This is a genomic window from Nostoc sp., from assembly GCF_036917555.1.
In the GTDB taxonomy this organism is placed as follows: domain Bacteria; phylum Cyanobacteriota; class Cyanobacteriia; order Cyanobacteriales; family Nostocaceae; genus Nostoc.
In genome coordinates, this window is the sequence record NZ_JBALDD010000032.1 from 16,024 (window position 1) to 30,378 (window position 14,355).

Here is a 14,355-nt window from a genome sequence, read left to right on the forward strand (position 1 = left end):
TTACTGCCTTAATGATCAGATTTGAGTATTATACATTGAGGTGTTTTTATCTTGTAGCACAAAGCTAGAGGTAGTTCCGCCCAATCATAATAAATATATAAGACACTTTAGGAGAAGAGTAACGCATGGGCAAGGTAGTCGGCATCGACTTGGGTACAACCAACTCAGTAGTCGCCGTTATGGAGGGTGGCAAGCCGGTGGTGATTGCCAATGCAGAAGGAATGCGAACAACCCCCTCCGTAGTTGGCTTCAGCAAAGAAGGTGAAAGGACGGTTGGGCAAATGGCACGGCGACAAACCGTCCTCAATCCCCAAAATACCTTTTTTGCAGTTAAACGCTTCATTGGGCGGAAGTATGGTGAACTTAATGCAGATTCTAAGCGTGTGCCCTACACCATCCGCAAAGACGAAGTAGGTAATATTAAAATTGCCTGTCCTCGTCTGAATAAAGATTTTGCCCCAGAAGAAATTTCGGCAATGGTGCTGAAGAAATTGGCAGACGATGCTAGCCGCTATTTGGGTGAACCAGTTACAGGGGCAGTGATTACAGTACCCGCCTATTTTAACGATTCTCAGCGGCAGGCAACCCGTGATGCTGGCAGAATTGCTGGTTTAGAGGTGCTGCGGATTCTCAATGAACCGACTGCGGCATCTTTGGCTTATGGATTGGATCGGGGTGATACAGAAACGATCTTAGTATTTGACTTGGGTGGTGGCACTTTTGACGTGTCGATTTTAGAAGTAGGCGATGGAATATTTGAAGTCAAGGCTACCAGTGGCGATACGCAACTTGGTGGGAACGACTTTGACAAAATAATAGTAGATTGGTTAGCAGAGCAATTTCTGGAAACAGAAGAGGTAGACTTAAGACGCGATCGCCAAGCTTTGCAACGTCTGATGGAAGCGGCGGAAAAAGCCAAAATTGAGCTTTCTGCTGTCAGTGTCACCGAGATTAATTTACCCTTCATCACCGCCACGGAAGATGGGCCCAAACATCTCGAAACTCGTTTAACACGTTCCCAGTTTGAAGGTTTGTGTGGTGATTTGGTGGGGCGATTGCGGACACCAGTAAAACGAGCGCTCAAAGATGCCGGACTTTCACCTAGAGACATTGAAGAAGTTGTGTTAGTTGGCGGTTCTACACGAATGCCAATGGTAAAGCAGCTAGTGCGGGACTTAATTGGTACAGAACCCAACGAGAACGTTAACCCCGATGAAGTCGTGGGAGTGGGTGCCGCAATTCAAGCCGGAATTCTTGCAGGCGAACTCAAAGATGTGCTGCTTTTGGATGTTACTCCCCTTTCTATGGGATTGGAAACCATCGGCGGCGTGATGAAAAAACTTATTCCTCGCAACACGACGATTCCAGTACGTCGTTCTGATATTTTTTCTACGTCTGAAAATAACCAAAATACTGTGGAAATTCACGTAGTTCAGGGCGAACGGGAAATGGCAGCAAACAACAAGTCTTTAGGACGGTTCAAGCTGTATGGTATCCCACCAGCGCCACGAGGAATTCCTCAAGTTCAAGTGTCATTTGATATTGATGCTAATGGTATTTTACAGGTAACAGCTTTAGATAGAACCACTGGGCGAGAGCAGAGTATCACCATTCAAGGCGCTTCCACCTTAAACGAGTCGGAAGTGAATCGGATGATTCAAGACGCTCAAAAATATGCTGATGTCGATCGCGAACGTAAAGAAAGAATAGAAAAGCGGACTCGTTCTGAGGCGTTGATTTTCCAAGCAGAACGACAACTGAGAGAAGTCGCGCTGGAATTTGGTATGCAGTTTGCCCGCAGCCGCCGCCAAAGAATTGATAATATTTGCCGACAACTACGAGAAAGTCTTCAGGAAAATAGCGATCGCGGTATCGATCAAGCCTACGCCGACTTGCAAGATGCTCTCTATGAGCTAAATCGGGAAGTCCGCCAGACTTATGCTGAAGATGAAGACGATGACTTGTTTGGTACTATCCGCGACATCTTTACTGGCGGTGATAAAGAACGAGAACGCGAATCTCCCAGAGATACATATCGGGAACGCGACTCATACAGTAAAGATTACGGCAGAGATTACGGCAGAGACTATGGCAGAGATTATAGCCGCGATAATCGTTCTTCCTCCTATGAAAGCCGTCCTCCACGCAAATCCCGCCCCAGCTACCAAGATAACTGGGATGATGAAGAAGACAATGATTGGTTGTAAGAAAAGTTAGGAGTTAGAAGTTAGGAGTTAAAAATAAATCTTTCAACTCATAACTCCTAACTCCTCTGTGCTAACTCTTAATTAATCCAAAATCTAAAATCTAAAATTTAAATAACTGACTATGCAAAATTTGCCGAACTTTCGCGATTACTACGAGATTTTAGGAGTATCTAAAGATGCCTCTAGTGAGGAAATTAAAAAGGTTTATCGGCGGTTAGCAAGGCAATATCACCCCGATCTCAATCCGGGTAACAAAGAATCTGAGGAAAAATTTAAGGATATCGGCGAGGCTTATGAAGTTCTTTCCGATCCAGCCAAGCGATCGCAGTACGATCAGTTTAGCCGCTACTGGAAGCAAAAAGGCTTTGCAGGTAACAAACAGACACCAAAGGCTAAAACTTGGCAGAGTAGCGCTAGCGATCGCAACGGGAATCAGGACGTAGATCCCAGCCAATTCTCCGACTTTGAAAGCTTTATTAATCAAGTTATCGGCGTTAAAAATAAGAGTGCGGCAAATAACTCCAGTAATGGCAATACTAGCGATCCATTTCGTACCCCCAGAACAAAAGTTGCCTACACCGTTAACACTCCACCTCGCACAACCCGTCGAGATATAGAAGCCAGATTAACGCTTCCACTAGAAAAAGCTTATCAAGGTGGTAATGAACGCATTCGTTTGGAAGATGGGCGATCGCTAGAAGTTAATATGCCTCCAGGGATGGTAACAGGTCAAACCATCCGTTTGCGGAACCAAGGCGTTGGTGGTGGTGATCTATACTTAAAAATTACCGTTGAGCCTCATCGATTATTTAAGCTAGAAGGTTTAAATATCGTCTGCCAAGTACCTGTTACTCCCAGCGAGGCAGTTTTAGGAGGACAGGTAGAAGCACCTACTCTTGATGGGCCTGTAAAAATGACCACCCCTCCCGGAGTTAGGTCTGGTCAAAAATTTCGATTAGGCAATAAAGGTTATCCTAACGATGACGGTAAACGTGGCGATCAATTAGTAGAAATTCAAATAGTTACACCGAAAAATATTAGTCAAGAAGAACGGGAACTTTACGAAAAGTTACGGCAAATTGAAACTTTTAAACCCCGTGCTGATTTAATCCGTTAGGGATGAAGTAGTGTATTAATCCATGACTCACATCAGTGATTGACCTAAAATAGGTCAAATCTACCTTATCTCTAGTGCATGTCAGCAGAAATCAAATTTCGTCACTACTTTGTTGACGAAGCAGGTGATCTTACATTCTTCGATAAAAAGGGACGCATCATCGTGGGTCAACCCGGAGCATCTAAATTTTTTATGGTTGGTGTTGCTCAAATTTCTGATCCAGAACAAGTTAACTAGGAACTGAATGCACTCCACGCAAGCTTGATGACTCATCCTCGCTTCAAAAATATTGCCTCTATGCAACCTGAAGCGAAAAAGACTGCGATTACCTTTCACGCTAAGGACGACCAGCCCGAAATTCGTGAAAAGGTTTTTGAACTGATGGAGTCTTTCGATATCAAAGTTTTAATTGTAATTCGGAGTAAAGCTGATATGGCAGAATCAGCAAAAGCAAACTTTAAGAGCTTAGGTACAAAGCTTCAGCAGAACGCAATTTATGACGATCTCATAACACGGGTGTTCAAAAATCTGTTGCATAAAGCAGATGTTATCAATATTGCTATTGCTAGACGCAGTAAGGCAGTACGCGAAAAAGCACTAGAACAAGCCATCAACCAAGCTCAGAAAAACTTTGAGTCTTAAATGGAAAATTAGCTCAAATAGTTCGATTATCATTGAGCCTACTTATCCATCTGAGGTTGCTGGTTTACAAGTTATCGACTATTACCTGTGGGCTGTACAGTGATGCTATGAACGCGACAATGACCAGTTTTTTCTGCCCTTTGCAAAGAAATATAGACTCATTATGGACTTGGACGATAATCGCAACAAACCTTATGGAGAGTGCTATGGCGATCGCAACCCATTAACTCTTGAAAAGCTAAAAGGGGCTAGGTCTAAGTAGAATTACTACTCGGACACACAGCATGAAGCCGACGTTCGTCCCTCTAAATACTATTGTACAGTATATAAATACAACCATTCAAGTCCTTACCTATAAAAGGCTTGGGCATGATGCCAGAATCTCATCAGCCATTTTTGCCTCTGTGGAATGGGCAGAGGTTTACAATACTAGAAAAAACTTGATTGCAAGGTGACTCAAACAGCCGTGAATCAAAACGGGGCAATGCCACAAAGCAGTGAACCAACTTATTACTCCCTGCTAGGACTGCATCCCTGGGCATCGGTAATTGACATTCGTCGCGCTTATCGGCAACTGAGCAAACTCTATCATCCTGATACTACAGACTTGCCGACTGCGATCGCCACTCCCAAATTTCAGCAAATCAACGAAGCCTACGCTACCCTTAGCCATCCAGAACGCCGATTAAGCTACGATTTAAAAATTGGCTATTCCCGCTTTGGAGTGATTCAACCACCCCCTGATTTGAATCATCCCGTCTCGCGTTCGTATAACTGGTCAAAATCAGCTTACCTCGATGCGAGCGATCGCCCCTTATCATCTGGCGAAATCTTTGCTTTATTTATGCTGGTGTTAACATTTGTAGGTTGTCTGTTATTAGCAGTTGCCATTGGCTTAACTCGTGGTGAGGCTGCGATCCATTCCCATAAGCTGCAATCAGCCGCATCTATACAACAGCAGATTACCTATCTGTCGCAACTAATTACCCATCTGATAATTAAGAATTAAACAATTCCCTAATCCAAAATCTAAAATTCCCATGCCTCTTCTTCCCTCTGATACTCCCCTATATAATCATCCCCTGCCACAAATTGAGCAATGGCTAAAAGACCAAGGCTGTCAACAAGACGAAACACAAAGGCATTGCTGGCGTGTACAGCGACCCAGTTGGCAAGCTGAATTATGGCTTGATGTTGAGCAAATTGTAGTGCGATATGTTCAATCTGGGGAAAATGGACAAGATATCCAACGCTCATTTAAGTATTCTCTTAGTCGGGATGATGTAGAACAAGCTGTGTTTTCTGGGCCATAAGGAAGTGCAAATGTATTATGGGACTTACGCAGAAATCCCCAAAAAACTTAATTTATCGAACCGCCTTATCTGCAATATGCTTCTGCCAACGCGTAGCGTCTCGTAGAGTGTGTGTAAGTCCTATATTAGATTAAACCTAAGGTAGGGGTTCTAGCTGGTAGAGCTTGCAATAATTCCGTTACAGGGTTGCTGCCCTATAACAAAAATTATGTATCAGATTTTGCTACCAATGCTTTAGGAGTAAGTTGACTACAAATTTCCAGTAGTCGAGCAACAGCATGCGCAGCTGAAAACTTTTCCGCAACGTATTGGCTGGACTGAAAACCCCGGTTAATTGCTTCATCTGGATTATCTAAGCAATATCGCATACATTTGGCTAATTCTTCTGCATCTTCATTTTCAAAAAATAGGCTGTGCGGTCCTGCCACTTCTGACAATCCTCCCATTTTTGAGACAATGGAGCAGGTTTGAACGCTAGAGGCTTCTTGCACTACGTAAGGTGCGGGATCTTGCCAACGAGATGGAGCAATTAAAGCCAAAGCATCTTGGACTTTTAGAAGTACTTCTTTTTGAGGAATTTTACCTAAAAAATTAACTTTGTTGGCAATTCCTAAATCAGAAGTTATCTGTTTTAATTCTTGAGATTGTTCGCCATCGCCAATAATAGTAATTTTAAACTCTTTATTTTCATCTTGTAAAATCCGTGCTGCTTTTAATAAAATATCTACGCCTTTGTCTGTAGCTAATCTACCGACAAAAATAAAATTATATGGCTGAGATAAATTTTCTAAAGTTTTAAGCTGGTTTTCCAACTTGATTTCAATCGGATTATATAAAGTATCAACTGGCCAAGGAAAAGCAGAAGATTCTCCTAAAAAGTTACTACAAGCTGTATGATAATCAGCTAAGAAGGCAGTAGAAAGCCGGGTGGTTAGGCGTGCCCATTTGATAAAAGTGTGTAATTTCCACTTTAATGGATAATTAGCTTTCGGTAATGTGTGTTTAAATTCAGCTTTTAAACGTTGCGTCAAATTCATCTGCTCATAACTAGTATGAGTAGATTGATAAAGGGAATAATGGTATTTAATAATTATCTTTTTTTGCAAAGCTTTACATAACAAAGTAAAAAATAAATCATTTGAATTCATGTGTACTATATCTGCCCAAAAAATATAACTAAACCATTTGGCAATATTATCTTGTCTAGTAGAAATAGTTTTAACTTCAATTAATCTAGCTTCCAACTCAGGAATAATAGAATAAATGTAAGTTAAAACTCCACTAATTTCATTGTCGTAATGACGGTGTTGAATTAATATTTTCATACATCACGTATGGGAAAATTTGTATTTATGGGAATTGTGGTTGAGCATAACTATGAAACAAGTATTTCACTTTGCTCAGAATCAACTTGGTGTCTAAGGTAGGTAAGCACAAATAAATCTAACTATCTAAGAGATATAAAAAGCTTGAAACCCTTGTGATTGCTTTTCTACGAGACGCTACGCGAACACTTCGCTGAGTCCCAACGAGACACGCTTTGCGAACGCTGCCTTCGCTACGGACATAGTTATAAATTTCCTCACCCATCTACTTATATGCAGAAAGTTGGGAAAAGGATTTTTCCCGATAATTATAGTTATATAATTCCCGCAGATGCTGCTAAAATACCATTCTCTTCGCTATAGGCTAAAAGTTTAGTCTGACAGTAGTGTGTAAAATTATCATCAATTTGAAATATCTGCCGATCAGCCTCAGTGTCACCCAAACAGGAACCAAAAGCCATTATCCCCGGTTTGACTTCGTAGCGTCTACTTATGAGAGAGAAGTAACAAACCGCACTATTGCTTCGACTATCCTAGCTTCTTGGAAAAATTTCTTTGGAGACACAAGTGCTGATATACGTCTTTACATACCTAATAAGCAATGACCAATGACCAATAACTAATAATTAATTTCTTTCCACCCATGCATAGATGCTATGCCTTTTGTAACCCATTCGATCACAATTGGGGGAGCTTCTGATATCAAAATACTAGGATAAACTGCTGCACCCCAATTGGGATGAACTAACACACGGCATTGATTTTTAATCACTGGATAGTTGAGCAAAGCTTTAACGACTGCTGTATCGTCGTGAGGAATTGCTCCAGGATGGGACAGTAAGGGATAGCCTGTACGAGGGTCAATCAGGTCAGTTAAATAGCCGCGATCGCGCAGATTAAATGCTAAATCACAGCCAAATCTCATAAACTTTTCTCGTAAGCGTTCTTTCTCTGACTCTACTTCTGCTGTCTTTTTGACTAATTGATAACGCGATTGCTGTAATACAATCACTACTCGTAAAAATGGCTGCCGTTTCCAATCTGGTAATATCCGTTCGCAGTTGGCACAGATATATTGACTGGGAGCATGAATTGAAATTTGAACCGCTTGTCCTGTTTCGCCAACTAAATTAATGGGACAGGCTTGCTCCGAAGTGTAAACTTTGGGATAGTTCACTAAATTGATTCGGCTTATACAAATTTTTTAATTTAATCTACGGTATAGATGATACCTCTTAAAAGTTAAGAAAAATCATCATTTTCCTATAATATGTTACTTTTTTAGGAAGCAGTTAATAATAATTTGAGAAATTTAATCCGAATTTTATCCTTTATTAACCTGTTCTCATGGAATTTGCTGCGATCGCTGTAGGCATTGGCATAGGTTCAGCTTGTGGTAGACAAGCGATGCCTCTGGCGGGCTACGCCTATGCAGATGAAATATATTCGATCAAAATCCCAAAAAAGCAAAGCAGGTTGGAGTAAGCAGAAAATAACGAAAGTAATTATGTCTGCCAAGAGATACTTCAGCGATGCAGCCTAATTTCTATAGCACCCAATTAATTGAGTTTTAAAGAATTTACCGGCACTTCATCCCAAGAATCGACTGTCCGCAATCGCGCTACCCAACCTGCTGCCTTTTGCGTCTTGGTCAAATTATTCTCAAAAGAATCATGACAATCTTTAGCTTGAGATTCATTACGAGTGGCAATACAGGCATGAATCATCCCAGACGGATCAATTTGCTCATTTACCCAAATAGTCATGGAATATTTCCTCAATAACTGTAGTGAACAAATCTATTTGTCATTTTAGAGTACTATTAGAGTCAAAAGTTTTAGAGCAAAATCAGTAACAAATAATGAACTAATTCTAACTACCGATTACTAATTGACGATTACCCAGTTCCGCTTCATTAACGGTAAATGGAGATACATAGGATGAGCAAGCCTAATTTTTATGCAACGAGTCAGAAAGAATTACATGATTACGTTCTTGCTCATCAGGAAGATCAAGAAGCCTTCTACGCTTATGTAGATAAGCTGCATCTCGAAGGTAATTGGATTGAAATGCCACCGTTAGAGTCAGAACAGGATTTAGAAAATTATCCTCATTTCATTGAGCGTATTCGCAGCAGTTCTGAGCCATGAGATGAAGCAGTTTAACGCTGCATTGTAGTTACAGCAACTTTTGGGCTATCCTCAGTTTGGCCGATCGCGATCGCGGATTCTTAGCAATTTCCTCTTCTTGAGCAATAATCGGCTTTTTTGTCAATACCTTTAACAAAGGTGAATTTCTTAAACCATGTTTCACCGGGCGGTCTTCCAAACTGTGGAAACTGATAATCGCAATTCTACCACCAGGGACAAGGGCATTTGGTGCTTTATCTAAAAAGGTTTCTAGAGATTTTAACTCATCGTTGACGACAATTCGCAGAGCTTGAAAAACACGGGTAGCAGGGTGAATTCTCCCATAACGGTATTTCGGGGGAACAGAAGAAGCGATCGCATCAGCTAATTCTGTAGTCGTGTGCAACGGTCGCCGTTCGACAATGCGTCTAGCAATGCGCCGCGATAATCTCTCCTCTCCGTACTTAAAGAAAATATCTGCTAATTCCGCTTCATCCCAATTATTAATCACATCAGCAGCAGTTAGCGATCGCCCTCGATCCATTCGCATATCTAAATTTGCGGCTTGGCGAAAGCTGAAACCCCTTTCTGCTTGGTCTAAATGGTAAGAACTTACCCCCAAATCGGCTAAAATACCATCGAAAGTGTTGAGGGGAAATTCGTACTCAGCAAAATTGCGATGAATAAATTGTATGCGATCGCCAAACTCAGCTAATTCTTTCCTCGCTGCTGCTAAAGCATCCTCATCTTGGTCAATCGCCGTTACCCGCACATCCGCAGCAGCTTCTAAGATTAGGCGACTGTGACCACCACCACCTACCGTCACATCAAGATAATGACCTCCTGGAGAAACCGCTAGACCTGCAATTACTTCCTGCGGTAACACTGGTAGATGGGAAAATATCGGTTCTTCGATAGCTAGCTGACGATTCATGAGACTTAGGGCAAAAAACCACAGATGAATGAACTTTAATTATCTATTTTTTTCTTTGTGTCTTTCGTGTGTTCCTAGTTAAAAAATCAGGTTGACGCTAAAAGTTAGAAAATTAGTAAGAAAGCAACAATAATAAAATCGAATAAAAGATGGATGCTCAAAAAGAAGACATTGAGATTCAAAACTTAGATCGTTTAGAAATAGTAGCAAAAATCAGCTACCACTGAGGATTTGCTAAGATTAACGCCTCTGCCGCATTAGTGGGCAATGGGTGAGAAAAATAGTATCCCTGTCCATACCCACATTTCATCTGTCTAAGTTGAGCGAGTTGCTCTGACGTTTCTATTCCTTCTGCTGTTACTTTCACATTAAGTTTTAGACCGAGCGTGACGATCGCTTCAGTAATCTCCAAATTTCTGTCATTATTGAGGTTCTTAATGAAAGACTGATCAATCTTCAACTCATCAATTGGAAGATTGTGTAGACGACCTAATGATGAATAGCCCGTACCGAAGTCATCAATGCACAACTGAATTCCCAAGGCTTTTAGTTGTAAGAGCAAAGTATCTGCATACAGAGCATTTTCCACGATCACGTTTTCGGTAATCTCCAATTTAAAGCAAGGGGCATCTAAGTTCGTCTGTTGCAGAATTTGGCTAATTTGCTCAACTAGATTCGGTTGAGCGAAATGTTTGTTGCAAAGATTCACACTAATTAATAAGGGGGGAGTGGTAAGTATTTGCTCTTGCCACTGCTGTATCTGGTGACAAGATTCACGCATTACCCACTCGTCGATAAATCTCAGCAGTCCAGTTTCTTCCGCTATTGAAATAAATGTAGCTGGGAAAAGCAGGCCATGTTGCGGATGTTGCCAGCGTATTAGGGACTCGAAACCAATAATTTTACCAGTTACTAATGATACGAGCGGTTGGTAGTAAATCAAAAACTCCTGACGTTCAATTGCTCGGCGGATATCTGTCTCCATTTGTAGGCGTTCCACAGCCTGAAGGTGCATACTTGGATCAAATACTTCATAGCGTCCCTTGCCAAACTTCTTCGCTCTGTACATGGCAATGTCAGCATCACGCAAGAGGTCTTCTGTGCTAGTGTTACTCGATGCACTCATAGCAATGCCGATACTTGCCGAAATAAACACTTCTTGTCTATTAAGCATGAAGGGCAATATCAGTTCTGCCTGTATTTGTTCAGCAACAAGTATTGCATCGTTGACATCCGAAAGATCCTCAAGCAGGATTATGAACTCGTCTCCCCCCAAACGTGCAATTGTATCTGTAGGTCGCAAGCAAGCTTTAAGTTTGCTAACAATGTTAATTAACAACTGATCTCCAAATAGATGTCCAAGGCTATCATTGATCACTTTGAAGCCATCCAAGTCAATAAAAACTACAGCAAACTGAAAATTTTCGTATTTTTTGCGGTGCTCTACTGCATACTCTAAGTGTTTCATGAACAAAGAGCGGTTAAATAGACCTGTCAATGGATCGTGAAAAGCATTGTATGTCAATTGCTTGTTAGAATCTCGTAAAGCTTTCTGGGTATGTAGGCGTTGGGTGGTGACAGCACCTAAAAGCAAACCAGTTTGCGACATTGCCATTAAGCCGAATTGCAATGCCAAAAGATTAGATTGACCAAACTTAATTCTCACCAAAAGTGCAACGCCGATATTAATCGTCGAAACCGTCGCTGCTACCCTCTCAAAACCGTGGCGTAAAGCGCTCCAGATTAACGGTAAAAAAACAAAATAGGTGTAGTCCAGATTACTGCCTTTAGGCGTGCCATACCCAATCCAAATTCCTATGCCGAGCGCGATACCCTCAATCAGCAATTCTGGTATTTCTTGGCGTGTGGGCCAGCGTAGTTCGCCCTGAGTTGCAGGCGGTTCTTGCTCTTTGTGTAACCAAACCCACGGGAGCTTACGTAACAAAATTAGCAAAACTGGGGCTAACATCGCAATACCAGTTGCATCTCCAGCCCAGTAATGTAGGGTGTATGTGACCCAATTCGACCAAGGGATGATCCCACTATAGGCAAAGTTTATAACTTGCAGGCAGGCAACGATGAGTGGGGCAAAAAAGATGGCGATGATGTTAAACCAAACCACGTCACGTAACTGATGCAAGCGCGGGTTAATCCGTACCTTAAACAACAGCAAGGCGCAGGCTCCAGCGTAGCCTGCCGTTGTGATTAAGTTAAACAATTCCAGTGTGATAAAGTTGAGGCCGCGCTGAGTGACCACATATTCATGTACCAGCGTGTTCAACAACAGTGCTGGAGTGTAGCGCAGACCGAACACCAATAAGAGTACGAAATCGAGAGCTGACGGCGGATACCAGATTTGAATTTCGGGCGCTGTTTCAAACTTCGTTGCTACTTTGTCCAGTATCGTCCAGATAATAAGATAGATTGCTACGACTAGCACATAGCGCACAGGGGATGGGATACGTTGTTGCCACCTAAAAAATGTTCTATAAAGATGCGACTCACCGTTATTTGATCTAGCCATACTGCTATAGTTTTTTGTCGTTGGATTGTAGCAGAATTGTAGGCGAGAAGGTTGCGCGATCGCTATCAATAAAATCAGAGATATTAAACGCTTATCTGAGATATTACTTGCTCTAAATTATAGCCACGTCAAATAATTTATCAAATTAAACATGGATTATTGTCCAATTATTTAACGTTTATTTATTAGCAAGAGCTTCTAAGTGATGAATTAGAGTATCAAACTAATTTAGAATTATTAATTCATAGTTCATAGTTAAAAATTGTTTTTACCCGATACAAGTACCAAGATTTTTAAAGTTTTTGTTTGGGTTGAAATTCCCTTTTCAGTACAGAATTTATGAATTGTAAATTATGAATTATGATTTTTTAAAATGCTGTTGAGATATGTATAAGCCTAATAAAGCGGTTCCCATTCAGATGTGGTACAACATTATATCGTCGGGTGTAGGGGCACGGCAGTGCCGTGCCCCTACGGTGTACCTCACGCAAACGAAAAGCGCTATAAAGCTGTAATATAACCGACAGAATATCTCTCTACCTTACGTAAAAGCTCAGAACTCAATAGCATTAGTCATTAATGATTAAATTATTCGACCTGTCCCCCTGTCGCAGCACAATGAGATGAAAAAAATCTGATACCTCAATTAAGTGCATATCAAGCTTCCATATAATAGTTGAAGAAGTGCAACAAAATGAAACATTTTGGTTGGCATCTGAGCGGTTCAATTCAAAATTTGCCTTCAGCACGCTACGCGAACACAACGGGAGAACACGAAATCTATGACCAGACTAGAAACCCGCACTGAACCTATGGTGCTAAACATGGGGCCACACCACCCCTCGATGCACGGGGTTCTGCGGCTAATCATGACTTTGGATGGCGAGGATGTCGTTGACTGTGAACCAGTTATCGGCTATTTGCACCGGGGAATGGAAAAAATTGCTGAGAACCGCACTAATGTAATGTACGTCCCTTACGTTAGTCGCTGGGACTACGCTGCGGGAATGTTCAACGAAGCCGTCACTGTCAACGCCCCAGAAAAACTTGCAGGTGTCGCTGTCCCCAAACGTGCTAGCTACATCCGCGTGATTATGCTGGAGTTGAACCGCATCGCTAACCACTTGCTGTGGTTTGGCCCGTTCCTTGCTGACGTAGGCGCACAAACTCCCTTTTTCTACCAGTTCCGCGAACGGGAGATGATTTATGATTTGTGGGAAGCTGCTACAGGTTATCGGATGGTGAATAACAACTACTTCCGCGTTGGTGGAGTAGCAGCCGATTTACCTTACGGTTGGGTAGATAAGTGTCTGGAATTCTGCGACTACCTATTGCCTAAAGTTGATGAGTACGAACGCTTAGTAACAGATAACCCCATCTTCCGGCGACGTGTTGAGGGTCTTGGGACTATCACCCGTGAAGAAGCAATTAACTGGGGACTTTCTGGCCCAATGTTACGTGCATCTGGCGTGCAATGGGATTTGCGGAAAGTTGACCATTACGAATGCTACGACGATTTTGACTGGGACGTACAGTGGGAAACCGCCGGTGATTGCTTTGCCCGTTACGTTGTACGGATGCGGGAAATGCGCGAATCTGTAAAAATTATTCGCCAGGCAATTAAAGGACTTCCTGGCGGCCCTTACGAAAATCTGGAAGCCAAGCGTTTAGCCGCAGGTAAAAAATCTGAGTGGGATGCATTTGACTACCAATTCATTGGTAAAAAAGTTTCTCCCACTTTCAAGATGCCTAAGGGTGAAATCTACGCTCGTGTAGAAAGTGGCAAAGGTGAATTGGGAATTTATTTGGTTGGCGATGATAATGTCTTCCCTGCACGTTGGAAGATTCGTGCAGCAGATTTCAACAATCTCCAGATTGTCCCCCATTTACTGCGCGGCATGAAAGTTGCAGATATCGTGGTTATTCTCGGCAGTGTTGACGTAATCATGGGGTCTGTAGATAGGTAGAAAATATCTATCTAATCGCTTTTTAGAGCAGTTGTATTACAGTACAACTGCTCTATTTTTTTAGCATTGGGTAAAACTACTAACTATATTACAATACGCTTGGGTTAAAGCAGGAGACGCGATAAATCGCCGTCTCTACAATAATCAGTCCTTCGCAGAACCAATCCTTCTCTAGCTATAAATATTTTTTACTCATA

General features: G+C 41.9%; 15 protein-coding genes. 9 read left to right on the forward strand and 6 right to left on the reverse strand.

Annotation, left to right across the window (positions count from 1 at the left end):
• Nucleotides 1-125: 125 nt before the first annotated feature.
• From dnaK to V7K60_RS13870, 6 genes are all read left to right on the forward strand, one after another.
• Nucleotides 126-2,207: a molecular chaperone DnaK gene (gene dnaK, locus V7K60_RS13845; protein WP_334926331.1), complete on the forward strand. Its 2,082-nt coding sequence runs from the start codon at nucleotides 126-128 to the stop codon at nucleotides 2,205-2,207.
• 121 nt (nucleotides 2,208-2,328) lie between these two features.
• Nucleotides 2,329-3,324 carry a J domain-containing protein gene (locus V7K60_RS13850; protein ID WP_334926333.1) on the forward strand — a complete coding sequence of 332 codons (996 nt, stop codon included), beginning with the start codon at nucleotides 2,329-2,331 and terminating at the stop codon, nucleotides 3,322-3,324.
• Nucleotides 3,325-3,402: 78 nt separating this feature from the next.
• The gene (locus V7K60_RS13855; protein ID WP_334926334.1) at nucleotides 3,403-3,561 is read left to right on the forward strand and encodes a hypothetical protein; all 159 of its coding nucleotides are present in this window, start codon (nucleotides 3,403-3,405) and stop codon (nucleotides 3,559-3,561) included.
• A 27-nt stretch (nucleotides 3,562-3,588) separates the two neighbouring features.
• On the forward strand, nucleotides 3,589-3,966 hold the full coding sequence (locus V7K60_RS13860) for a hypothetical protein (RefSeq protein ID WP_334926335.1): 378 nt from the start codon (nucleotides 3,589-3,591) through the stop codon (nucleotides 3,964-3,966).
• Nucleotides 3,967-4,450: 484 nt separating this feature from the next.
• Nucleotides 4,451-4,975, forward strand: coding sequence for a J domain-containing protein (locus tag V7K60_RS13865; protein ID WP_334926403.1), 525 nt, complete (start codon nucleotides 4,451-4,453; stop codon nucleotides 4,973-4,975).
• A 31-nt stretch (nucleotides 4,976-5,006) separates the two neighbouring features.
• On the forward strand, nucleotides 5,007-5,279 hold the full coding sequence (locus V7K60_RS13870) for a DUF3143 domain-containing protein (protein WP_179063775.1): 273 nt from the start codon (nucleotides 5,007-5,009) through the stop codon (nucleotides 5,277-5,279).
• Nucleotides 5,280-5,485: 206 nt separating this feature from the next.
• Here the strand turns inward: V7K60_RS13870 and V7K60_RS13875 are convergent, their stop codons facing one another.
• The 3 genes from V7K60_RS13875 to V7K60_RS13885 all read right to left on the reverse strand — a co-directional run bounded on the left by V7K60_RS13875 (nucleotide 5,486) and on the right by V7K60_RS13885 (nucleotide 7,781).
• Complete coding sequence (locus V7K60_RS13875) at nucleotides 5,486-6,604, reverse strand: glycosyltransferase family 4 protein (protein ID WP_334926337.1); 1,119 nt, start codon at nucleotides 6,602-6,604, stop codon at nucleotides 5,486-5,488.
• Nucleotides 6,605-6,918: 314 nt separating this feature from the next.
• Nucleotides 6,919-7,065 carry a hypothetical protein gene (locus V7K60_RS13880; RefSeq protein ID WP_334926339.1) on the reverse strand — a complete coding sequence of 49 codons (147 nt, stop codon included), beginning with the start codon at nucleotides 7,063-7,065 and terminating at the stop codon, nucleotides 6,919-6,921.
• Nucleotides 7,066-7,223: 158 nt separating this feature from the next.
• The gene (locus V7K60_RS13885; protein WP_334926341.1) at nucleotides 7,224-7,781 is read right to left on the reverse strand and encodes a methylmalonic aciduria and homocystinuria type D protein; all 558 of its coding nucleotides are present in this window, start codon (nucleotides 7,779-7,781) and stop codon (nucleotides 7,224-7,226) included.
• 170 nt (nucleotides 7,782-7,951) lie between these two features.
• On the opposite strand from V7K60_RS13885, the gene V7K60_RS13890 reads away from it, so the two are divergent.
• Nucleotides 7,952-8,089 (forward strand): hypothetical protein, encoded by a 138-nt coding sequence (locus V7K60_RS13890; RefSeq protein ID WP_334926343.1) that lies wholly within the window; start codon nucleotides 7,952-7,954, stop codon nucleotides 8,087-8,089.
• Nucleotides 8,090-8,163: 74 nt separating this feature from the next.
• Here the strand turns inward: V7K60_RS13890 and V7K60_RS13895 are convergent, their stop codons facing one another.
• On the reverse strand, nucleotides 8,164-8,370 hold the full coding sequence (locus V7K60_RS13895) for a glycogen debranching protein (protein ID WP_094351122.1): 207 nt from the start codon (nucleotides 8,368-8,370) through the stop codon (nucleotides 8,164-8,166).
• 174 nt (nucleotides 8,371-8,544) lie between these two features.
• On the opposite strand from V7K60_RS13895, the gene V7K60_RS13900 reads away from it, so the two are divergent.
• Nucleotides 8,545-8,754 carry a DUF6887 family protein gene (locus V7K60_RS13900; RefSeq protein ID WP_334926345.1) on the forward strand — a complete coding sequence of 70 codons (210 nt, stop codon included), beginning with the start codon at nucleotides 8,545-8,547 and terminating at the stop codon, nucleotides 8,752-8,754.
• A gap of 28 nt (nucleotides 8,755-8,782) precedes the next feature.
• Here the strand turns inward: V7K60_RS13900 and rsmH are convergent, their stop codons facing one another.
• Nucleotides 8,783-9,667 carry a 16S rRNA (cytosine(1402)-N(4))-methyltransferase RsmH gene (gene rsmH, locus V7K60_RS13905; RefSeq protein ID WP_334926347.1) on the reverse strand — a complete coding sequence of 295 codons (885 nt, stop codon included), beginning with the start codon at nucleotides 9,665-9,667 and terminating at the stop codon, nucleotides 8,783-8,785.
• A gap of 217 nt (nucleotides 9,668-9,884) precedes the next feature.
• The gene (locus tag V7K60_RS13910; protein WP_334926348.1) at nucleotides 9,885-12,191 is read right to left on the reverse strand and encodes a putative bifunctional diguanylate cyclase/phosphodiesterase; all 2,307 of its coding nucleotides are present in this window, start codon (nucleotides 12,189-12,191) and stop codon (nucleotides 9,885-9,887) included.
• A gap of 782 nt (nucleotides 12,192-12,973) precedes the next feature.
• Here V7K60_RS13910 and V7K60_RS13915 point away from each other — a divergent pair.
• On the forward strand, nucleotides 12,974-14,158 hold the full coding sequence (locus V7K60_RS13915) for an NAD(P)H-quinone oxidoreductase subunit H (protein ID WP_334926349.1): 1,185 nt from the start codon (nucleotides 12,974-12,976) through the stop codon (nucleotides 14,156-14,158).
• Nucleotides 14,159-14,355: the final 197 nt, after the last annotated feature.